Consider the following 21,038-nt stretch of genomic DNA (forward strand, 5'->3'; position numbering starts at 1 on the left):
TTCCTTCATGAGAATAGATGACAAGGAAATGAACATCCCTGTCATCCGCAGGATGTGTGAGGAGGCGACATAGATGGTCACATACGAGCAGGCATGCGACATCGCCGCATCTGTATTCCCTGGGTCGCCGCTCTCCGATGCCTTTGAGTATTCAGGTGGCTGGGTGTACAACACGCAGGCGCAGGGTTGGACGGAAGGCCAGCCGAGGTATGAGTTCGGCGTGTCAATCATCGTACACAAGGCCGACGGCGGGTGGAAGTACTTCAACGTCGGTAATCCCGAGTTCCTCGACGTGCTCGACGTATTGGAGCCGGTTGCGCTTCCGGAGAAGTACGCGGCCCTGATTCGTCCCAAGGGCGATGCCGGCCAGACCGCTTAGCCGTCTCATATTCCTCTTATGTATTCCAGCCGCCTTCGGGCGGTTTTTCTATTATCAACCCCGCAGCTTCTGCGGGGTTTTCTCGTATCCGGGAGGCTGGTGATAGTGAAGTCGCGGTCCTATGAGGAGTTCGTCGACAAATTCAAACCGGAGAAGACTACTGACGATTGTTATACGCCGCCTGAGGTATATGATGCGGTGCTCGCATGGGTGCGTGACGAGTATGTATGGTGTCGGCGATGATGTCCCGATTGTTCGTCCATTCTGGCCGGGCGCGGATTACGGACGCGTGGAGTATCCGGGTGGCTGTGTCGTCGTGGATAATCCGCCGTTCAGCATCCTGAGTAAGATCATCCGGTTCTATCAGGCGCATGGTGTTCGTTTTTTCCTGTTCGCTCCTCGTCCGGGTATCGTGGTCAGGGAAGGTCGGGAATCGGCATATCACGTCGTTCTTCCCGGTTGACCCGAATTGGAAGGAGAAGCGATGAGGTCGATAGACGAAACGAACCGGCTGGCGGAACAGCTCGGTGCCGCCTTGTGCGATCTTCTCGAGACTGCGGGGCGGCAGCACAGCGCCGAGCAGATCCGGGACATGGTCCTTCCGTTCGATGTGGGAGGCGCGTTGGATATCGCTGTGAATGAGATGGATATTTACGATATTGACCCGACTCCTGTGATGCAGCTGGCGCGGGTCGAAGATGCCGCTGTGGGTTATGCTCATGAACCTCTTGAGATTCTGGAGCGTGTGCAGGCGCGGCATCACCCGAAGAACGATGGCGGCCAGAACGGCTAACCATCTCGTATTCCTCTTATGTATTCCAGCCGCCTTCGGGCGGCTTTTCTTTTACCGACCCCGGCGGATTCTGCTGGGGTTTCGTGTTTTTGGCCGGGGCTAGTGCCCTCGGCGCGGGATCCTTCTCCATACACCACTCCGCGCGCCATGGTGCGATTCCATGGCCGGCCACGAGACCAGTCCGCCGCACGGCGGGCGGGGCAGTCGCCCGCACGGGCCGATCAAACAAGCAGGAGGGGACATCGGAATGCCTGACAACACCAGCAGCACGCCTCAAAACGAACCCACGCAGGAGCAGCAGGGGTGTTGCGCAACAGCACGCGCCACATCGCAGGCGCGCGATGATGCGGGGGAGCCGCACGGCGACCCGGACGCGTCGATGGGCGGCTCCCCCGCATCCGCGGATGCCATCGACGTGCACATCCGGTTTGGGCGGCCGGTAGTCGCCCAGTGCACCGGGCAGCATATCGATGCGTTTGGCAAACCCCTGAACACGAGTGAGCCCTTGAACCCGAGGCGGCGTTCTGCCGTCACTGTCCATATTTTCCTTGGCCCCTGTGCCCACATCTTGTCGGAAGGGGATGACGCTGACAATACGGTGTGATTTCAACGATTCCAATCCGCGGAATATCGGAATTTATGCGCGCTTTGGAATTGATGTGCGCCGTGCAAGCCTGTTGCCGACGTGTTCCGGACGGTCGGTATCTTCGGGCGAGTGCGCTTTGTGTGCATTTTCGTGAGCACCTCACCCCGCATTCGACTTCTTTGGAGTTTGTCGTTATCTATTGATCGTCGTTCACTGCTTGGCGGTTTTTACTGTGACGGTGGTACCCATCGCGGTGGTCTCCCAGCTGACGCCGTCCGTTTCGGTGTAGGTGAAGTCTTTGGTGGCGTCTTGTGACCCGAGCAGCGATGCCTGCATTGCCGCAGTGTCTCCTTGGCTTGTCCACTTCCAGTCCCCGGCCTTGTCGGGAGCGGTGTAGGTGCCTTTCCAATACAGGCTCTTCGTGTCGCCATTGTCGCTGACCCACTGGATTGTGATGGTGTCGGCTGTGATTTCGGCCTCCATCCACGTGTCGGTGCTGTTGGAATTTGTCTGCTTCCAGGTGCCAATCAAGTTTGCCGGCTGTTCGGCAGATTCCGTCTCTGTGGGTTGTGCCGTCTGCGATTGCGTTGAGCCAGTAGCGCTGGAGGCTGGCGCGCCGCTGGTGTTGCCGCATGCCCCGAGTCCGAGCGCGAGTATTGCTGCGATGACTGTTGCGATTGGCTTCTTGTGCATGTCTTCTTTCTCTCCTGTGTTTGGTTGTGTGCTCAGTCCTGTTGGGGTGCTTGGCTTTTGGGCCTTGGGCTTTGGCTGGGCTTCTTGTACAGCCACATCGTAGTCCTGTGGATGCACAGTGTTTAGAGCGTCTGCTGCTCGGCTATGTGTGAGTGGCTGGCTGCACATTGCGGTTTTGTAGGGGTGGGAGGTGTTCTTGATGGTGGTTTTGGTGGTTATGTGCCAGTGGCGGCTGGCACATTGCGGGGTAGCTGGGGTGCTTGGCTGGTGGTGCGGGTACGGGATTGGCTGTTTTCTGCGGTTGTTGTCGTTTGGGAATATTCGCTGTGCGGCAATGTGTGAGTGGTGGCTGACACATTGTGGGGTAGTTGGTCGTTTTGCGCGGTTATGTGTGAGTGGCTGCTGGCACATTGCGGGCGGTGCAGGGTGGATGGCGCTCAGAGTGGAGGTTCGATCGGTTATGTGTCAGTGGCGGCTGGCACATTGCAGGCGAGATAGGGCGTGTGGTGGGTTGGTCAGTGATGTGTGGACGGTTTTGCGGTGCGTGTGACAGCCGATGCGGTTGCGAACCCGTTCTGCACAACAATGCCGCGCCTGTCGGGAATGACGGGCGCGGCATTGTTTCAGCTGCTATGTGGCCTCAGTTGCTGGATGGGTGGCGGCGCGCCCATCAGCGCTAGTTGCTGGATTCGGCAGTCCCGGATTCAGAATCGGCGTCCGTCGATGCTGATCCTGATGTTGACGCAGTTGCTGAGGATTCCGCTGTCCCCGACGCCGACGCAGCCGCCGAGGATGCCGCCGCGCTTGCCGACGCCTGCAATGACGCGACTGCCTCGGGCGACAGATAGGAGTTGTAGAAATCGGTGAACGCCCAGTACTTCACATTGTTTTCAGTGCCGTCGATGGAGCCGCTTTCCAGCTGTTTCTTGAAGGACTCCCACGCCGCTCCCGAATAGTAGGTGAACGAGGTGTTCGCGATGGAATATTCCGTGCCGATGGTGTCTTGCACCGTGATGGTGAACGCGTATCCGTCACGCTCCCAGCACATCTCGTAGATGCCGCCATTGGCTGCGTTGGTTGGATCGAAATACGACGTGTCGTTCCAATACCAGATGCCGGTGGGCTGTCCGTACGTGTCGACGACTGCATCGAGCGCCGCGCTGGAGGAATCCGAATCCGAAGCAGCGATTCCGACGATTTTTTCCAGGCTTGCGGTGCTGTCAGGCGTGTATGCGAGGTCGAACAGTCCTTTCGAAAACACGTCGCTGATGGGGGTGGTGCTGTTGTCGAGCTCATAATGCAGATTGAGCGTCACTCCGCCGAAGGAATCGTCCATCACGATGGAGTCGCCCGCATCATCGCTAGGCTTCGCTGCGGTGGATGTGAGCAGCTCCTGCTTGTCGGTCATCGCTTTTGTTCCGTCGCCGCTTGCCACCGCCACGGAGATATCCGTCGCATGGTCAAACAGGTCGCTGGCCTTGACCGGCGCATCAATCACTCCGAAGAATTTCAGTGCCACGTCGTTGGCGGGATGGGCGTTCCAATCCGTTTGCGATAGCCATGAGACCGTGTTGTCACGCGACGGCGAGGCGCTGGAGGACGTGTCGGTCGAGGCGGATGAGCCGCAGCCTGCGCTGGCCGCAAGCAGCGGCAGTATGGCGATTGCCGCGAGGAAGCGTCGCAGCATCGGCATGTGCGCATGGGGGCGCCCGTCGGTGAGAGTGTGATGGGAAGCGGTATGCAATGTGGGCAGTGTCATGGTTCCTCGGTTCTTGGGGTATTGCGCAAACCTGGGCGTTTGTTGCGAAAGTCTGATGGGGTTGCGGGGCGCATACGCGAAGCGCGCACCCCGCAATCACGACAATGGAATCAATGAAACGGAAGCGATAGCATTCACAGCTGCCTTCACAGCTGGGAGGCGACGTCGGCGAAGGTCTTGAACTCCACCTTGTTGCCATTGGCATCTTCGAGGCCGGATTGCAGCTGCTCCTTCTCACGCGACCATGCCTTGCCAGGGTAGTAGCCGAAACCGGCGGCATCCGCGACGGTGGAGCCATTGCTCACCACGTCTTGCACCACGACGTCGAACGCGTATCCGTCGCGTTCCCACACCAGGTCGTAGGCACCGCCTTGGGAGGCATTGGCGACATCGAACTGCGAACCGTAATACCAGATGTATGTGGGGGCGCCGTATGCGCGGATTATCGCATTGAGGCGCACGGATCCCTCATCATTGACATTCGTGGAGTCCTGGTCCTCGACTTCGACATTGAGCAGGGAGTCGATGGTGCTCGATGACGTGGAGTCAAGCGACATCTTCCAATAATCGTTGGTGAAGGCATTCTTCACGGTTGACGTTTCGGTCTGATAGAAGGCGAATGACACGCTCATCGACAGCGAGCTCATCGACGAATCCAGCGTGAACGTGTCGTATGTCACGTCGGAATCCAGCTGCAGGTCGCTTGTTGTCAGCTGCGAGGGGTCGGTGATGGAATCACCGGTGGTCGCGATGTTCACGCCTGCCAAGTGCGGAACGAGCGCATCAATCGTGATGGGGGCCGTCAGCTCGCCGAAGAGGGACAACGGCGTGTCGGTGGCCGGATGCGCCGCCCAATCCACCGTGGAGATCCAAGATGTGCCAGAGGTTGAGCTGGTGGAATCCGAAGACGAACCCGTGGCGGAACCCGAACCGCAGCCGGATGCGCACAGCACGAGTAGTAAAGCGGTGAAAGCGGCGAAAAGCGACAGCGAATGTCGGCGGATGCGCTGTGTCATGAGTGTCCTTTCGATGAGTGCCCGCCGGCGCATAACCCTCCGATGGGTCGCACGCCGCGGTGCATCGTGAATAATCGTGAACTGCTGATAGCAATTATGGTGCCTGTGGCTGAAAAACACATGGAAGGGTGTCGTCCACCTGTAAAGCTCTCTCCATCGACTAAGGTTGGTTGCATGACCTTCGAGAAGTGGGAAAAAGCGTCTGAGCCGTTCATGACGGCACTGTCGTTCATATTCCTCGCCATCTACACGTGGGTGGTGCTGGCGCAGCCATATGGACTTGCTGCGACCATCGCCAGCGTGGTGATGGACGCCCTGTGGATCATTTTCGCCATCGATTACATCGTCACGCTCATCTTGGTGCCTAACAAAGGCCGATGGTTCATCACCCACCTGCTTGACCTGCTGGTGGTGACGCTGCCGATGTTCCGTCCGCTGCGAATCGTCTTCGCGCTCACGCCGTTGCGTGCGCTGCGCAAGGCAAATTCGCAAAGCTTCCGCGCGCGCATCATCACCTACACCGTGGCGGTGTCCATCATGGTGTTTTTCGTGGGCTCTCTCGCGCTGCTGGATGCTGAACGCAACGCTCCCGGCTCCACGATCCGCACATATCCCGAGTCCCTGTGGTGCCTGTGGGTGTCCATGACATCCGTCGGATACGGCGACTACGCACCTGTTACCACGATGGGGCGCGTGATAGCAGGTCTCATGATGTTCGCCGGAATCATTCTCAACGGCATCATCTGCGCATTGCTTTCGTCGTGGCTCATTCAGGAGGAATCCATTCGCAAGAACCGTGAGGACCGCCTCACGAAGGAACGCATCGCCAAGATCCATGGTCACATGGACGAGATTTCGAAGGACCTGCGGGAAATCAAACGCGGGCTCGCTGCCATGCAGATGCAGGCTCAGGATGTTCACGAGGCCTCGGATGACGGATTCGACGAGGATGACGACGAGGATGACGACGAATATGTGAGCACCGCAGCCCGGCGCGAACCGACGGGCGACACCACCGTGGTTCTGCATCCCGCCGACATCGCGCGTTACGGGGAACAGGAGCGCCAGCGTGCGGCGGAGAGACGCCGCTTGCAGCAACAGCGTGACCAGGAGGCGGAACACAATGCGTTCATCAGCGACACGCTGAGTGACGAACCCGACCCGGATTCGGGATATTCGCAGATCGCTTCGCCATCCGTGCAGCGTCCCGGGTGGTTCTTCGGGCTTCCGTTCGGCAAGCCGACGCGTGAACCCAAGGCGGATCGCTTGACCGGAGAGAAGCGTCCGGCGTCATACCATACTGGAAAGATCGCCGTATCCCATGTGGAGACCGGCCGGGATGGTGCGCGCCATGATGGTGGGCATGACGGCAACGGTAAATCCGGGAAGTCCGGGTCGGCCGACTGACGGCATCGTGTGCCGTGTGCCATGTGCGGTGTGGTGCGCAGCGTGCTGTGCGCCATGTGCCGTGGTCTCAATGTTGCGCGGTGTCCGATGTGCCGTGTGCAGCACTCCCGTGCATGCCATGCAATGCATCTGACAGAGCCACAATGGAGTGGCTGCGGGGAGTGGCTACAATGGGGTGTGTCAATGGTGATTTCCGTGCATCGGGAACTGTTCGAAGGAGAACAACATGGTGTATCGCATGATTTTCAATCAGACTGCATATTTCGGTCGCGGCGCAATCAAGGAAATCCCTGTTGCTGCGAAGGCGCGCGGATTCACGAAGGCGTTCATCGTCACCGATCCGGTGCTGCTGGAGACCGGCACCGTGGCGAAGGTGACGGCGGTGCTTGATGAAGCCGGCCTGCCATATGAGATCTTCGACAATGTGAAGCCGAATCCGCCGGTCGAATGCATTCAGGACGGTGTGAAGAAATTCGCTTCCGCCGGAGCGGACTTCCTCATCGGTTTGGGCGGCGGCTCACCGCAGGATACCTGCAAAGGCATCGGCATCGTCACTGCGAACCCTGAGTTCACCGATGTGCTTTCGCTCGAGGGCGTGGCGGACACCAAGAACCCGTCCGTCCCGATTTTCGGCGTGCCCACCACCGCAGGCACCGCTTCTGAGACGACCATCAACTATGTGATCACCGATACGGCGAACAAGCGCAAGTTCGTGGCGGTCGATCCGCACGACATCCCTGTCGTCGCTTTCGTCGACCCTGACCTGACCGATTCCATGCCGCGCGGGCTGAAGGTCGCCACCGGTTTGGACGCACTCACCCATGCGATCGAGGGGTTCGTCACGCCAGGCGCGTGGGCGCTGTCCGATTGCCTCTCGATGCAGACCATCCGCATGATTGCGCAGAACCTGGCGAAAAGCGCTGACGGCGATGTCGCGGCGGGCGAGCAGATGGCGTATGCCAGCTACATCACCGGCATGGCGTATTCCAACGTTGGCCTGGGCTTGGTGCATGGCATGGCGCATCCCCTCGGCGGACGGCTGGGTGTCGCCCATGGCGTGGCCAATGGCATCCTGCTCGCCCCGGTCATGGAATACAACAAGGACTACATCGGTGAAAAATACCGTGACATCGCCCAGGCGTTTGGTGTCGCGGATGCAATGAACGGCAATCTGGAGACCGTGCGCGAGGAGGCGGTCCAGGCGGTTCATCGTCTGACCGTTGACTTGGGCAATCCGACGAAGATTTCGCAGGTCGGTGCGACCGAGGCCGATCTCAAGCCGCTCGCGCATGACGCATTCCATGACGTGTGCACACCGGGCAACCCGCGCAAGGCGACCGAAGAGGACATCCTCGCCATCTACACGTCATTGATGTGACGCGATTCGCATGAGACCGCCACGCCGGCGCGGTGTATCAGCGATTCCGCAGCCCGTCCAGCCATTCCTTGGGCATGGCGTCGGTGCAGTGATGCGCCAGCACGCGGTATCCTTCCGCGCTGGGGTGGAACTGGTCGCCGCACCAGAACCAGAAGTCATCGGAATGCAGCTCCTCGTGGATCATGTCGAGGTACACCGCGCCCGCGGCATCGCACACTGCCTGCGATGCCGCTTCCTGTTCATTGCACAGCCTTTCGAGGTCGGCGCGCAGTGCCTTGCCCAGCGAAGGAATGGTGAAGAGCTGTCCGCATGACAGGACCGCCACATGGGAAGCGTGGCGTTTGGCGATGCGAATGCATTCGCCCAGCTCCTCGCTCCATTCCTCCGTTTTGCGGCGAGCCATGATGTCGTTGGATCCAGCGCCGATGACGATGACATCGAAGTCACGGCTTTCGTTGATCGGCGATTGCTCCACCGGTTCGTGTGCCTGTTCGTGTGCCGTGGCACCAGCGGTGGTGTTGGCAGCGGTGGCGTCGGCAGCAGCAGCATCGTCAGCGGGGGATGTGCTTGCGGAGACGGGGTTTTCTGAGGCAGTGTTTTCGCTGGAGGAGCTAGGCTCCAGTTTGGCGAGCTGCCGGTAGCGCACGCGGCGGATGGTCGCGCCCAGCTTCGCGTCGGTGCGCCATTCGACGGGAACCCCGAGACGCTGCGACATGAGACCTGCGATTTGGGGGATGAGCCCCATGCTTTGGTCGCTGGTGCCGCATCCGGCAATCATGGAATCGCCGACAGCGAGCATTCGGATGGGGCGTGCGGTGGGGTCGGCGCCGTCGCCGACTTGTATGCCGTGGCGCATGCCTTGCGGTTCCTCGGCGAGGGTGATGTGCTTCTTGGCCCATCCGGCTTCCGCGCCGATGGCGATTGTATGGAACAGGCCGCGGCGGCGTTGTGATGCGGCACGGCGTCCCTGCGTGTTTTTCGGTGCGTCATGCTGCGCATTCTTCTGTTCGTTTTTACGCGTGCTTTCCTGGGTGTTTTTCGCCATGGGAGATCCTTTCATGCAATGGGATGTGTTAATGGGATGTGTTTGCAGGTTGTGTTCTGTGGATGCGTTTTGCGATGGTCTGCGTTCTGCGACGGCTTGTGCTCGGTGATGGTCTGGGTTATATGACTGTTTGCGTTATGCGACGGTCTGCAATGGCTGCGTCGGGTTGGTGGGCTGGGAGCCGGTGTTTCCCTGTGGGAGTGCCTCGATGTGTGGCCAGAGGAACTCCGCCATGCGGTGCGGCCACTCCTGTGGCACGCCGTCATGCAAGGCTGCGGTCGCCACCATGCCGCCCAGCGTCAGGTCAAGTATGAAGTCGACGTCGAGGTCGGGGCGAAACTTATGCGCCTGCGCTCCGCGCTTGAAATAATCGGCGATGCGGTTGCGCACTGGTTCCAGCACATTGACGACCACGCTGTGAAAGAAACCCGAATCCGACGACATGACCTGACCCACGGCCTTGACGCCGAAAGCCTCGTCGAATTCCTGCACTGCGGCGTGGATTCTCTCTGCGATGCCTTCGACGTCGAATGAGGTGTGCGACATATCCAGCGGTCGCACCATCTCCGTGTGCGCGATGCCGTCCAACAGCTCCTGTCGGTTGTGGAAACGGCGGTAGATTGTGGTTTTCGCAACGCCGCTGATGCGGGATACCTCTTCGATGGTGACGGCATCGACGCCGCGCTGCAAGGCGATGCGCATCGTGGCATCGACGAGCTTGCGGTCGGTGCGACTGCGAACTCGCTGGCGTCCCATCTCCCTGCCTTCCGAAGGCAGGGACTGGTCTGGTGGAGTGGTTGTCATTTTCTTTTCATCTCTTTCTGTTGTGTGCGAATCCTGACACAAGGCTGGCAGCATGGCGACGGGCGTGGCTGCAATCTGATCGCTGTCTCTCAGAACAGCTTGGTCGACTCCAGCTTTTGCGTGAACTTCGCGTTGAAACGTCCCAAAGGCTTGGCAAGCGGCCGGATCACGAGGAACACCAGCATGAACGGCACGAGCCGCAGCAGGTTGAGCCAGTAATCGTTGTTGTAGATGCCGCCGATGGCCGCGCGGAACGCCTTGATGAGGTAAGTCGCCGGCAGGAAGTAGCTGATGCGAGTGAGCAGCGGGTCGAGCATCCTCAACGGATAACCGCCGTCCGAACCTGCGATCTGCATGACCATGATGATGAGGTTGATGGCCTTGCCCACGTTTGCGAACGTGGCGACGTTCGAGTAACAGATGAACGTGAAGACAAGACCTGCCAGCTGAGCACACAGCACATACAGCCAGGGGTGAGCGCATTCCATGCCGAGGAACAGCAACTGACCGCCGGCGAGGAAGGTGGTTTGCGCCAGTGAGATGACGACGAAGATGCCAAAACGACCCCAATAACGCTGCCAGCTGCGTGTGCCCGGAATCTCCTTGAGCGTCGCCTCGTCGGGCACGCATCGCAGCGCCAAGCCCATGAGCATCGCGCCGAGCCACAGGGCGATCGAGGTATACAGCGGCGAGAGCGCCACGCCGAACGCCGACGAAGGATACAACGCGTGACGGTTCACCTTCACCGGGGCGGCGAGGGACGCGGCGAACTGGGATGCGTCGTCGCCCACGAGCTGCGTCAGCTGCGACAGGTCGTTCGACGCCAGCGCCTTCTGCAAAGCTTGGTCGATCGTGTCAAGCGAGCCACTGGCCGTGGACAGTCCCTGCGAGATGTCGCTGATCGTGGATTTGAGATCGGTGAGCTTATCGGTGAGGGAACCGTCGGATTGCGACAGGTCGGCGAAGGCGTTTTGCATGGTGTCGCCCATCGCCGCGAGCGAGTCGGAGGCTTGCTGCGCGCTGCTGCTGATGGATGCGAGGTTCGCCTTGACCTGCGAATCGTAAGCGTCCTTGAGAGAGTTGACGGCGTTCGTGGCATCCGCTGCAGCGGCGAGCACGGAATCCTTCTTGTTATTTGCCGATGCCCCGGCCTGACCGGCGTAGTCCGCAGCGGACTGAATCTTGGAATGCAGGGCATCGAGCTTCGACAGCACGGTGGAATCGATTGAGGAAATCACTTGATCGAGCGCTGACGTGTCCACGGAGATGCCTTGGTTCTGGGCATCCTGCTTGATCTGGTCGCGCACGCTTGTCAGCGAATCGCGCAGCTTTTTGTAGGCGTCGATCTGTTGCTGCACCGCGTCCGCACGCTGTTGCAGCGCCGACTGCATGTCCTGTGCGTCGGCGCCGGCGTCTCCCATCACGGTCGCCAGGTCGTCGCTCACCGTGTCGAAGGCATGCGCGCTGGAATCGATGGATGACGATGCCGTGGCTGATGCCGCATCGAGCGCGGACGTGATGTCATTGACGGAAGAGACGGCCGTGTCTATGTCGGATTTGGCGGAGTCGGCATCCTGTTGGCTCATCGACAGCAGCGTGGACGAACTGTCGAGCAGCGTCTGGGCGGAGTCGACGAGCGTGCCGTATGAGGCGACGACGGTGGAGGCGCTTGTTGCCTGAGAGCTCAGCTGCTGGACGTGATGGTCGAGGTTCGTCACCAGTGCCCGGGTGTCGTCGGAGTTGAGATATCGCGCCAAGGTGTCGATGACGTCAAGGCCGACCGATGTGATGGTCTTGGTGAACACCGTGTTGATCATCGCGCTGATTTCGTTTGCGCCTTGACCGGTGATCTTGGGGGCGATGCCGTTTTTCTTCTCGTTCTGGTAATAGACGAGAGTCGCGTGCTCCATGTTGTCGGAGAAGAACGTCATCATGTCGTCCGAGAAATCCTCGGGGATGATGACGGCGGCGTAATAGTCGCCGGATTTCGTGCCTTCGATCGCCTCATCCTCGTCCATGAACTGCCAATCGAGCTGATGGTTCCCGCGCAGCGTATTGATGACGGTGTCGCCGATGTTGATTGTCAGCGGAGCGATATCGGAATGGTATCCCTTGTCGCTGTTGGCGACCGCGATCTTGAGGTTCTTCGTGTTGCTGAACGGGTCCCAGCTCGCCGAGATGTTGAACCATACAAAGACCGCGGGCAGCATCGTCAGACCGATGACGACGACGAGAGCGGCGGCGTTGGAGACGGCGTGCTTGAGGTCGGTGACGAAGATCTTCCAGACGTTTCTCATTGTGCGCCCTCCCTTCCTTGGTTGTCGTCGGTATCAGCTGCGCCATCGGACGGCGTGGCTGCGCCATCGGCCGGTGTGGTGGGTGAGGTGGTTGTGGCTGGAGTGGCAGGCGCATCCGAAGCTGCAGGCGCGGCCGAAGCTGTGGGCGCAGCGGATGCTGCGGGTGCAGCTGTAGCCATGTGTGTCTCAGGAGTCGAAGCGGCAGGTGCATCCGTTGCGGGTGCCGTGGTTCCGGTGATGGGCGGAAGGGATGCCGTCTGGGCAAGAGAGGGGTCCAGCGACCTGGCGAGTTCCCTGACGGCGGCGCGCTTCTTCATGGCGGTGCGCGCTTCCTCTTCCGTGGTGCTCAGCGGCTTGGGGGATTGCGTTGCTTCGACGTCTGGCTGACCCGTGTGTGTCTGCGGTGCATTCTCATCGTTGGTGTCGATTGGAGGCTCGGTGAAGCGTGCGATGAGATTGTCTTCCCATTCAAGATCCTGCCGCAGCTGCAAGCTGTCTTTGCGCTGGGCGATTGCTTCGCTGAGCTTTTCCAACGGGGCGGCGAGCGATGCCGCCACTGCATCGGCACCAGTCGCGGAATCGCTTCCATGCTTGGGGGCCGTGCCTGCATTGGAGGCGTCGCTTGTGTCGGAGCCGGTGTCTGAATCTTCCGTCTCGGAATCACTGACGGCGATGGGGCGAAGGGGCTGCGTCTGGGCGTCGGAGTCTGCGGACGTCGCGTATGCCGGCACAGCGTTGGTCATGCGAGTGTCGGGCTTGTGAGCGATGTCCGCTTCAGCGCTGTTTGTCGCTGCGTTGCCTATCGTGGCGGTATGTGCCATGGCGTCGTTGTGGGCTGTGCCGGTGCCATGTTCGATGCTGGTGCCGTGTGCCATGCCATCGCCTTGTGCCGTGTCGTCGTCCTGCGTGGATTCGGGGCTTTGCGTCTGCTGCTCTTCGTCTCGCGGCAGCGGGGAAGGCGTGGTGTTGGCGATTTGCAGCTTGCCCAGGATGGTGGAGCGGTGTTCGCGCAGCATACGACGCAATTCATCCGGAGACACCTTGAGCAGCAGCATCTGGCGCTGGAACGAATCGCGGATGAGGTCGATCACCAGCAGGAACACGATGATGATGATCATCCAGCCCACCCACAGGGCGATGACCAGCGGTTTGTTGCCGGTGTTGTAATGCGAAAGGATCGCTAGAATCGCCGGGATGACGAAACCTGCGACGAGCGCACCGCGCTTGAGCTTGGGGTAGCGCAGCTCATAGCGAGTGGCGCTGAGCATCACATCCGTGCGGTATGTCTCGCTCGAACCCAGCGCGCGAATCAGCTGCATGAGACGGTAACGGCGCGCCACTGTGGGCGTCTCGTCCGCCACCACCAGATGGGATTCAAGCGCCTCCCGGTTGAACACGCGGGTGAGGTTCGTCATATACGGGCGGATCATGAGGCCCAGCACGAATGCCACCAGTGCGAACACCGTGAGCTTGGCCAGATCCATCCAATAGGAGTTTCGGTAAAAGCCAGCGATGCATTCGCGGTACATGCTGATGCTGTAGGTGAACGGCAGCAGCGGGTAGATGCGTTGGAAGAAGCTTGGCATCATCTCAATCGGATACAGGCCGGACGACCCAGGGATCTGCAGGAATGCGACCACCATCGCCAATCCGACGCCGATGTGGGCGAAGCATACCGACAGCGAATAGATGAACGCGAGGAAGATGAGCCCCACGATGACGGAGGTGAAGAAGAACAGCGGGACATTCACCATCTGCACTTTCAGCACGACTTCACCGACCGACACCGTGATCGCCTGCAAGACGCTCACGACGGACATCAGCATGAAGCGCCCCATGAAGCCTTGGCGGATTGTCATGCCGGGCACGCCCTCGTCATCGGCGTCCGTGCGCAGGATGATGACGCATGCCAGGCCACCGATCCACATCGTCAGTGACGTGAACAGCGCCGCCATGGCGGAGCCGTATGTTTCCACCGGATACAGTTTCTCGGTCTCTATTTTCGTGGGGGAGGACATGAAATCCGAGATCTTGCCTGAATCGAGATTCATCGCATTCATGATGTTGTGCCATGTCGTCGAATTCGCCAGCAGTCCCACGTCCGTCGCTGCGGTGTCCAGGTCCGTCTTGAGGGTGCCCAGGGCGTTGTTCGTCGTGCTGAGCACGGATTGCATTTGCGTGAGCGTCGCATCCAGCTGGTCGAGGATCGTGTTTATCTGCGCGATTTCCCGCGATTGCGACGTGGCGAGGGCAGACATGGAATTGAGCGCGGAATTGAGGGTGGAGAAGCTTGAATTGATGCTGGGCAGGGTGGTGCCGGTCAGCTGGGACCGCATGGCGTCGAGCGATGTGACCGCGCTTGTCGTGTCGTTCGACAGATTGGTGACGAGAGCGGTCGTGTCGTTCATTGTGTTGGTGGCGTCCTGTTGCATCTGTTTGAGGGCGTCGAGCTGGCTCTGGGTCTTGTCATGCTCGGACTGCAGCCGGGAGATCTGGTCCTTGACCGTTTGGCGCGACGCCAAGGGCGAGTTCGACAGCGTGTCGATGAGGGACTGTTGGGCGTCGGCGAGGCTTTGCGCCGTGTCGATGCCGGTGGATATCTGCCCGTTCATGCGCGCGTATGTGCCGTTGGCGGACTGCATCGTGAGCGAAGCCGTGCCTGCTGCCGTCGTGATGGAGCTCGATGCGGTGTCGAGCGGCGCAGCGAGCCCCAGGGCGAATGATGAGAGCGATAGTCGTGTGGAATCGGCGGTGGAAACAATGGAAGACACCTGTGTGTTGAGGTTCTTCGCCTCGTCGCTCAGCTGCCCGATGGTGGTGCGCACCGTGGCGATCTTGCCATGCTGGGAGTCTATGTCGCTGGAGAGGTCGGTGAGCTTTCCCTGGGCGGTGTCCACTTTGCCGACGGCAGCCCGCAGCGCCGCTGTCGCCGTTTCATCGGCGTCATTGAGCTTGGAATTGGCTTGCGCGAATGCGCCGCTCAGCTTGTCGGACACCACTTTGGCGACGGTTGCCACGAATGTGTCGTTGATTTGTTCGTCCACAGTTGTGGCGCCGGTGTCGGTGACGCGGGGCGCGATGGCGCTGACCTTCTCATTGACGTAGTACTCAAGCTGCGGTTCCTGGAAGTCGGAGGTGAGGATGGTCAGAAGGTCGGCGGTAAAATCCTGCGGGATGATGAATGCGGCGTAGCTGTCGCCGCTTTGCACATCCTGCAGCGCCTCGTCATGGCTGCGGAACCTCCATCCCAGCTGGTCGTTGCCTTTCAAGGCCTCCACGATGTTGTCGCCGGCGTTGAGCTCGCCCGTCATCGGGTTGCTGCCGCCTTTGTCTTCGTTGGCCACCGAGATCGTGATGGCGTTCGTGTGGCCGTAAGGGTCCCAGAAGCCATAGATGTTGACCCAGGAATACAAGGCGGGAAGCACCGTGATGCCGACGATGATGATGAGGGCAGCGGGAGTCGCAAGCAACCGTCGCAGGTCGCGTGTGAAGACCTTGAAGGTATTGTGCATGCGGCTCCTTATTTATCCGTATTTACCGTGTGTATTTATGGTGCGCGTAATGATGGTGCTCTTGTGGATGCGCTGCGCGTTGGCCATGCCTTGTGCGCGCCGGGCGACGGATCGCTGACGCGGGCGTCGGCAGTCGCTTGCAATGCTACGCGGCGAGTATCTATGCTACGCATAGCGTAGCACTATGCGTGCATTCGCCTTCAGGCGTGTGCGGTGATTTCGCTGAGGGACGAGACGCGCGGAGCTCGCATCGTGCATGCTGCGCTTACAATCGTAGGCAACAGGGCTGTGTCGCAACAGCGCCGCGCGCCATCGCTGGCGTCGCTCGAAGAGGAGCGAACGTGCATGGATGCATCGGCGCTGGCGTTCCAAGGAAGGACGGTCGTCATGGATAAGCAAGACAAGATCGGCAAGGCCGACAAGGACAAGCTGGGCAAGGCTGACAAAAAAGCTCTCAAGGCCGAGAAGGCAAAGGTCTCTCGCACGCTTGACTATGTGGCGAAAACCACCGGCGTGGTGGAAGGGGCCGATTCGGAATACTCCGAACTCGAACACCGTCTCGAACTCGCGGCGGAATCCAGCGGCAAGCTGTCTGCGGTATGGAGGCCGTCCATCGACTCCCTGCTCAAGTTCCGCCCCGGAATGCGCCTCACCGATGTGGACGGCGCCTCGCGCCCCGGTTTCGAAGGCACGAAGCAAGACGCCGAACGTTTCATAGAGCTCAGCTCCCACCAGATCGCGTTCTATCAGGAACTCCTGTATGCCAACGGCGTGGACGGTGGCAAACGCCGCATGCTCCTTGTGCTTCAGGGCATGGATGCCAGCGGAAAGGGCGGCATCGTGCGCCATGTGTTCCGCCAAGGCAACCCGATGGGCATCAGCTACCACGGATTCGGCAAGCCCACGGATGAAGAGAAATCGCATGACTACCTGTGGCGCATCCGCCGCGAGCTACCGCAGAACGGATGGATCAAGGTCTTCGACCGGTCGCATTACGAGGACATCGTCATGCCGCACGTCTACGGCACGTATCCCGAACATGTGTGGCGCGCCCGCTATGACGAAATCAACGAGTTCGAGAATTCCCTGATCGACGACGGCTGTTCCATCATCAAGATCTTCCTTGTCGTCAGCCGTGACTGCCAGAAAAGGCACTTCATCGGCCGTCTCGACGACCCGCATAAGTACTGGAAGTTCGACCCATCCGACCTTGATGCGCGCGTACGCTGGGACGAATACATGGACGCCTGGCAGGAAGTGTTCGAGAAAACGAGCACGCGCCGCGCCCCGTGGTACCTCGTGCCGGCCGACCACCGTTGGTATTCGCGCGCCGTGGTTTCCGAACTCCTGCGCGTGGGTTTGCGTGACATGGGCCTCAACTGGCCGCCCGCGCATTTCGACATGGCCGAGGCGCGTCGCCGCCTCGAAGAAGAGGAAGCGTGACCGGCGCGCCGCGTGTCCAAGAAATGACCACTGTGTGGTCGCGTTGCGAAACAATCACCGACGGTTGCTACTGTGTGGGGCATGACGAACCACACAACAACCCCTGATGCCAGCGCAAGCGGGCAGGCGCAAGACGACAACCGTCCGCTTGTAGAGCTGCGGCACGTCGAGAAGCACTTCGGCGACCTTCACGTGCTCAAAGACATCAACCTTTCCGTCCGCAAGGGCGAGGTCCTCGTGGTGCTCGGCCCTTCCGGCTCGGGAAAGTCCACGATGTGCCGCACCATCAACCGTCTGGAGACCATAGACTCGGGCAGCATCCTCATCGATGGCACGCCGCTGCCGCAGGAAGGCCGCGACCTGACCCGTCTGCGCGCCGAGGTCGGTATGGTGTTCCAGCAATTCAACCTGTTTGCCAACAAGACGATCATCGACAACGTCATGCTCGCGCCCATCAAGGTGCGCAAGGTGCCGCGCCAGCAGGCGCATGACGAGGCGATGGAGCTCCTCGCGCGCGTGGGGGTGGACTCGCAGGCGTCCAAGTACCCGGCGCAGCTTTCCGGCGGCCAGCAGCAGCGCGTCGCCATCGCCCGCGCGCTCGCCATGCACCCCAAGGTCATGCTGTTCGACGAGCCGACGAGCGCCCTCGACCCTGAGATGGTCAACGAAGTCCTCGACGTCATGCTCGAATTGGCGTCCGAAGGCATGACGATGATCTGCGTGACGCATGAGATGGGCTTCGCCCGCAAGGCCGCTGACCGCATTGTGTTCATGGCGGACGGGCAGATCCTTGAAACCGGCACGCCGGATGAATTCTTCGACCATCCGCGCACCGACCGCGCCAAGGACTTCCTCTCCAAGATCATCGAACACTGAGATCACTGTGCAGTGAGATCACCGAGCAGTGAAATCACTGTGCACTGAGATCATCGAGCACTGATTTTCAAGTCTTTTTCCCATTACCATCGGAAGGAACCGTTATGAGGGCACGAAGCGGCGCTTGGCGTCGCACGCTAATGCGCCTGATCGCCGCAGTGGCGGCAATCGTATGCGTGGTTCCCGCCGCGGCATGCGGGTCCGCGAACACGGACACGCACATCATCAAGATCGGCATCAAGTTCGACCAGCCGGGCGTGGGCTACAAGAAATCCGGCACGTACGAAGGCTTCGACGTGGACGTGGCGCGTTACATCGCGCACAAACTGGGCTATCGCGACGACGAGATCGTGTGGAAGGAGGCGCCGAGCAAGCAGCGTGAGGCCATGCTGCAAAACGGCGACGTCGACATGATCCTCGCGTCGTATTCCATCACCGACGAACGCAAGAAGGCGGTGAGTTTCGCCGGGCCGTACTTGGTCGCCGGCCAAGACCTTCTCGTGCGTTCCGACAACACCAACATCACCGGTCCGCAGGACCTCAACGGCAAGCGCCTGTGCTCCGTCACCGGCTCGACCTCGGCGAACACGGTGAAGAAGAAATTCTCCACCGAAGTGCAGCTCATGGAGCAGCCCAGCTATGCGGAATGCGCCACGGCACTGTTCTCGGGCATCGTGGACGCTGTGACGACGGATGACATCATCCTCGCCGGCCTCGCCACGAATTCACGCGGCAAGCTCAAGCTCGTCGGCGCCCCGTTCACGCAGGAACGCTACGGCGTGGGCATCAAGAAAGGCAACACGGAACTGGCCAAGCAGATCAACGCCGCGATCAAGGACATGATCGCCGACGGGTCCTGGCAGCGTGCCATCGACGACAACACGTCAGGCACCGGCTTCGAACCCAATGCGCAATACAACCCGCCGGACCCGACCGAAGGGGAGGACGAGTAGCATGAACGACTTCCTCAGCCTCTTCCGGGAATACAACATCCCCGCAGCGTTCTGGGTCAACATCCAGCTCACGTTCTGGGCGGCGATTCTCTCGCTCGTGCTCGGCGTGATCCTTGTGATGATGCGCATCAGCCCCATTTCGTCATTGCGCGGCTTCGCCACCGCCTACGTCGAATTCTTCAAAAACATGCCGCTAACGATCATCATGGTGTTCATGGTGCTCGGCATGTTCGGCCAGCTCAAGCTGTCGTTCTCCGACAACTTCGACATCAACTTCTTCTGGCTTGCCGTCACCGGCCTGGGCCTGTACACGGCGTCGTTCGTGTGCGAGTCCCTGCGAAGCGGCATCAACACCGTGCCGCTGGGGCAGGCGGAGGCGTGCCGTGCGCTCGGCCTGAACTTCTGGCAGTCCGCCTCGCAGGTGATCCTGCCGCAGGCGTTCCGCGGTTCCGTTGCCCCGATGGGCAACACCCTCATCGCCCTCATCAAGAACTCCACCGTCGCGGCCGCCGCATCGGTGACCACCGAGACATCCTCGGTGATGAGCGACATGATCGAGTTCCACGCCAGCCAGATTCTGCAGATTTTCTTCATCTTCGCCTTCGGATACGTGATTTTGATCATCCCCATCGGATTGCTCACCACGTATCTGTCGAACAGATTGGCGGTGCGCCGATGAACACCCAGACCAACAATTCCGAAAGCGCCGTGCTCTTCGATCAGCCCGGTCCGCGCGGCCGCAGGATGATTCGCATCTTCAACTCCGTGGCAGCGGTTCTCATCATCGCGCTCGTCGTGGCGGTGCTCGCGCGTCTGCACAATCCGCCGCAAGGCGAGAACCAGCTCAGCTGGGAGTTGTGGAAGCCTGCGTTCGATTACGAAGCGTGGTCGGACTTCTACCTGCCCGGCCTGTGGATGACGCTCAAAGCCGCCATCGTGGCCATCATCGGCTCCATCGTGTTCGGCGTGGTGTTCGGCATAGGCCGTCTTGTGCCCAGCCGCCTTGTGCGCGCCGTGTCGGCGGTCATCGTCGAATTCTTCCGCGCCGTGCCGGAGCTGCTGCTCATGGTATTCTTCTGGCGGTGGTTCGCTTTCGCCGGCGTCTCGTCGCCCAGCTATTGGGCAGTCGTGGGCGGTCTCGTGCTTTACAACGGTTCCGTCGTCGCCGAGCTCGTGCGTTCCGGCGTGGGCAATCTGCCGCACGGCCAGCGTGAGGCGGCGGTGGCGCTCGGACTGTCGCCGATGCAGTCACTGATGACCGTCGAAGTGCCGCAGGCGTTGTATGCGATGCTCCCCGCCACGATCACCCAGCTCGTGGTCGTGCTCAAGGACACCGCCCTGGGCTCCATCATCATGTACACGGACCTGTTGCAGGAATCCCGCCGCCTGGGAGCCATGTACTTCAACATTTTGCAGACACTGGTCGTCGCCGGAGTCATTTACTTCATCCTCGATTGGCTGCTGTCTCGACTGGCCGAACGCATGCCTGCCGTCATGCAGCGGCGCACATGGGGCAACACCGTTGCCGAACCCACCGCGCCCATCGCGATCATGGACGCCACGAACGCCAACCAGATTGCGGCAGCGCACGAACCGATGCCGTTCGGCGGGGCGGAACGCCGCTTCCACGACCACTATCACGGTTCAAACGCCACGACCGACCATTGGCAGCACGCGCATTACAGCCATGGCCATGATCTGCAGCATCCCGAGGTCCGCGCCCGCAACTGGGACGAGCCGCTGCGAGACTTCGCCCGACCGTTCCAGACGAAGCCCAAGAATCCGGCTGCCAACGGGAATGTTAGCGCTGGGAATGGTGGCAACGGGAATGCTGGCGCTGGCACAGATCACAGCGCCGGCAAGAATCCCGGCACGGAGTGAACGCCCTGTCTCTTCTGCCAATCAAGCCGCCCGGTGGCACGCAGTGCCTGCCCCGGGCGGCTTTTTTATGCCTTCCGCAGCGCCGATCCGCCTCAGTATGAGGTCCCTCGGCTGCTGTGGTGGTCCGGTGCGTTCGTTGATGTGCGTTCGTCAGACGCGAATGTCGTGCGGTTTCATGACTGCCTTGTGTAAGCTGTGCGTATGAGATATAGCGAG

Annotated in this window: 18 protein-coding genes; 11 read left to right on the forward strand and 7 right to left on the reverse strand. The window is 60.4% G+C overall.

Going from position 1 to position 21,038, the window contains the following annotated elements:
- Positions 1-73 precede the first annotated feature (73 nt).
- The 4 genes from CLV65_RS00665 (at position 74) to CLV65_RS00675 (ending at position 1,776) form a co-directional block, all read left to right on the forward strand.
- Positions 74-379 carry a hypothetical protein gene (locus CLV65_RS00665; RefSeq protein ID WP_094691077.1) on the forward strand — a complete coding sequence of 102 codons (306 nt, stop codon included), beginning with the start codon at positions 74-76 and terminating at the stop codon, positions 377-379.
- Positions 380-593: 214 nt separating this feature from the next.
- The gene (locus tag CLV65_RS08660; protein WP_144441864.1) at positions 594-842 is read left to right on the forward strand and encodes a hypothetical protein; all 249 of its coding nucleotides are present in this window, start codon (positions 594-596) and stop codon (positions 840-842) included.
- A gap of 21 nt (positions 843-863) precedes the next feature.
- Complete coding sequence (locus CLV65_RS00670) at positions 864-1,172, forward strand: hypothetical protein (RefSeq protein WP_094691075.1); 309 nt, start codon at positions 864-866, stop codon at positions 1,170-1,172.
- 247 nt (positions 1,173-1,419) lie between these two features.
- Entirely contained in the window at positions 1,420-1,776 is a 357-nt protein-coding gene (locus CLV65_RS00675) for a hypothetical protein (protein WP_094691073.1), read from the forward strand.
- A gap of 192 nt (positions 1,777-1,968) precedes the next feature.
- On the opposite strand, the gene CLV65_RS00680 is transcribed toward CLV65_RS00675, so the two are convergent.
- The 3 genes from CLV65_RS00680 to CLV65_RS00690 all read right to left on the reverse strand — a co-directional run bounded on the left by CLV65_RS00680 (position 1,969) and on the right by CLV65_RS00690 (position 5,226).
- Positions 1,969-2,451 (reverse strand): hypothetical protein, encoded by a 483-nt coding sequence (locus tag CLV65_RS00680; RefSeq protein ID WP_094691071.1) that lies wholly within the window; start codon positions 2,449-2,451, stop codon positions 1,969-1,971.
- Between the two features lie 676 nt (positions 2,452-3,127).
- On the reverse strand, positions 3,128-4,210 hold the full coding sequence (locus CLV65_RS00685) for a hypothetical protein (RefSeq protein ID WP_094691070.1): 1,083 nt from the start codon (positions 4,208-4,210) through the stop codon (positions 3,128-3,130).
- A 146-nt stretch (positions 4,211-4,356) separates the two neighbouring features.
- Positions 4,357-5,226, reverse strand: a complete 870-nt coding sequence (locus tag CLV65_RS00690; protein WP_100346261.1) for a hypothetical protein — start codon at positions 5,224-5,226, stop codon at positions 4,357-4,359.
- 174 nt (positions 5,227-5,400) lie between these two features.
- On the opposite strand from CLV65_RS00690, the gene CLV65_RS00695 reads away from it, so the two are divergent.
- Entirely contained in the window at positions 5,401-6,633 is a 1,233-nt protein-coding gene (locus tag CLV65_RS00695; protein WP_157847176.1) for an ion transporter, read from the forward strand.
- A gap of 226 nt (positions 6,634-6,859) precedes the next feature.
- Complete coding sequence (gene fucO / locus CLV65_RS00700) at positions 6,860-8,011, forward strand: lactaldehyde reductase (RefSeq protein WP_094691065.1); 1,152 nt, start codon at positions 6,860-6,862, stop codon at positions 8,009-8,011.
- 37 nt (positions 8,012-8,048) lie between these two features.
- On the opposite strand, the gene CLV65_RS00705 is transcribed toward fucO, so the two are convergent.
- From CLV65_RS00705 to CLV65_RS00720, 4 genes are all read right to left on the reverse strand, one after another.
- Positions 8,049-9,056 (reverse strand): GDSL-type esterase/lipase family protein, encoded by a 1,008-nt coding sequence (locus CLV65_RS00705; RefSeq protein ID WP_157847177.1) that lies wholly within the window; start codon positions 9,054-9,056, stop codon positions 8,049-8,051.
- A gap of 135 nt (positions 9,057-9,191) precedes the next feature.
- Positions 9,192-9,860, reverse strand: a complete 669-nt coding sequence (locus CLV65_RS00710; RefSeq protein ID WP_244569129.1) for a TetR/AcrR family transcriptional regulator — start codon at positions 9,858-9,860, stop codon at positions 9,192-9,194.
- An 89-nt stretch (positions 9,861-9,949) separates the two neighbouring features.
- Entirely contained in the window at positions 9,950-12,157 is a 2,208-nt protein-coding gene (locus CLV65_RS00715) for a YhgE/Pip domain-containing protein (protein WP_094691062.1), read from the reverse strand.
- A complete protein-coding gene (locus CLV65_RS00720) occupies positions 12,154-15,669 on the reverse strand; it encodes a YhgE/Pip domain-containing protein (protein WP_094691061.1) in 3,516 nt (1,171 codons plus the stop codon). The genes CLV65_RS00715 and CLV65_RS00720 overlap by 4 nt, the downstream gene beginning before the upstream one ends.
- Positions 15,670-16,056: 387 nt before the next feature.
- Between CLV65_RS00720 and CLV65_RS00725 the strand changes: the two genes are divergently transcribed.
- The 5 genes from CLV65_RS00725 (at position 16,057) to CLV65_RS00745 (ending at position 20,822) form a co-directional block, all read left to right on the forward strand.
- Positions 16,057-17,112 (forward strand): PPK2 family polyphosphate kinase, encoded by a 1,056-nt coding sequence (locus tag CLV65_RS00725; protein WP_094691234.1) that lies wholly within the window; start codon positions 16,057-16,059, stop codon positions 17,110-17,112.
- Between the two features lie 81 nt (positions 17,113-17,193).
- The gene (locus CLV65_RS00730; RefSeq protein WP_094691060.1) at positions 17,194-17,988 is read left to right on the forward strand and encodes an amino acid ABC transporter ATP-binding protein; all 795 of its coding nucleotides are present in this window, start codon (positions 17,194-17,196) and stop codon (positions 17,986-17,988) included.
- A 104-nt stretch (positions 17,989-18,092) separates the two neighbouring features.
- Positions 18,093-18,941 carry a glutamate ABC transporter substrate-binding protein gene (locus CLV65_RS00735; RefSeq protein ID WP_094691058.1) on the forward strand — a complete coding sequence of 283 codons (849 nt, stop codon included), beginning with the start codon at positions 18,093-18,095 and terminating at the stop codon, positions 18,939-18,941.
- Position 18,942: 1 nt separating this feature from the next.
- A complete protein-coding gene (locus CLV65_RS00740) occupies positions 18,943-19,620 on the forward strand; it encodes an amino acid ABC transporter permease (RefSeq protein ID WP_094691057.1) in 678 nt (225 codons plus the stop codon).
- Positions 19,617-20,822, forward strand: a complete 1,206-nt coding sequence (locus CLV65_RS00745; protein WP_094691055.1) for an amino acid ABC transporter permease — start codon at positions 19,617-19,619, stop codon at positions 20,820-20,822. Before CLV65_RS00740 ends, CLV65_RS00745 begins: the two co-directional genes overlap by 4 nt.
- The last annotated feature ends 216 nt before the right edge of the window (positions 20,823-21,038 follow it).

It is taken from the genome of Pseudoscardovia suis (assembly GCF_002797875.1).
GTDB classification, from domain to species: Bacteria; Actinomycetota; Actinomycetes; order Actinomycetales; family Bifidobacteriaceae; genus Pseudoscardovia; species Pseudoscardovia suis.

What these genes read in the sequence shown, in the direction of transcription:
- CLV65_RS00705 (WP_157847177.1), bottom strand. Translation starts at nt 9,056, where the DNA reads ATGGCGAAAAACACCCAGGAAAGCACGCGTAAAAACGAACAGAAGAAT.
- CLV65_RS00690 (WP_100346261.1), bottom strand. Translation starts at nt 5,226, where the DNA reads ATGACACAGCGCATCCGCCGACATTCGCTGTCGCTTTTCGCCGCTTTC.
- fucO (WP_094691065.1), top strand. Translation starts at nt 6,860, where the DNA reads ATGGTGTATCGCATGATTTTCAATCAGACTGCATATTTCGGTCGCGGC.
- CLV65_RS00715 (WP_094691062.1), bottom strand. Translation starts at nt 12,157, where the DNA reads ATGAGAAACGTCTGGAAGATCTTCGTCACCGACCTCAAGCACGCCGTC.
- CLV65_RS00730 (WP_094691060.1), top strand. Translation starts at nt 17,194, where the DNA reads ATGACGAACCACACAACAACCCCTGATGCCAGCGCAAGCGGGCAGGCG.
- CLV65_RS00675 (WP_094691073.1), top strand. Translation starts at nt 1,420, where the DNA reads ATGCCTGACAACACCAGCAGCACGCCTCAAAACGAACCCACGCAGGAG.
- CLV65_RS00680 (WP_094691071.1), bottom strand. Translation starts at nt 2,451, where the DNA reads ATGCACAAGAAGCCAATCGCAACAGTCATCGCAGCAATACTCGCGCTC.
- CLV65_RS00725 (WP_094691234.1), top strand. Translation starts at nt 16,057, where the DNA reads ATGGATAAGCAAGACAAGATCGGCAAGGCCGACAAGGACAAGCTGGGC.
- CLV65_RS00710 (WP_244569129.1), bottom strand. Translation starts at nt 9,860, where the DNA reads ATGACAACCACTCCACCAGACCAGTCCCTGCCTTCGGAAGGCAGGGAG.
- CLV65_RS00740 (WP_094691057.1), top strand. Translation starts at nt 18,943, where the DNA reads ATGAACGACTTCCTCAGCCTCTTCCGGGAATACAACATCCCCGCAGCG.
- CLV65_RS00670 (WP_094691075.1), top strand. Translation starts at nt 864, where the DNA reads ATGAGGTCGATAGACGAAACGAACCGGCTGGCGGAACAGCTCGGTGCC.
- CLV65_RS00745 (WP_094691055.1), top strand. Translation starts at nt 19,617, where the DNA reads ATGAACACCCAGACCAACAATTCCGAAAGCGCCGTGCTCTTCGATCAG.
- CLV65_RS00685 (WP_094691070.1), bottom strand. Translation starts at nt 4,210, where the DNA reads ATGACACTGCCCACATTGCATACCGCTTCCCATCACACTCTCACCGAC.
- CLV65_RS00665 (WP_094691077.1), top strand. Translation starts at nt 74, where the DNA reads ATGGTCACATACGAGCAGGCATGCGACATCGCCGCATCTGTATTCCCT.
- CLV65_RS00735 (WP_094691058.1), top strand. Translation starts at nt 18,093, where the DNA reads ATGAGGGCACGAAGCGGCGCTTGGCGTCGCACGCTAATGCGCCTGATC.
- CLV65_RS00695 (WP_157847176.1), top strand. Translation starts at nt 5,401, where the DNA reads ATGACCTTCGAGAAGTGGGAAAAAGCGTCTGAGCCGTTCATGACGGCA.
- CLV65_RS00720 (WP_094691061.1), bottom strand. Translation starts at nt 15,669, where the DNA reads ATGCACAATACCTTCAAGGTCTTCACACGCGACCTGCGACGGTTGCTT.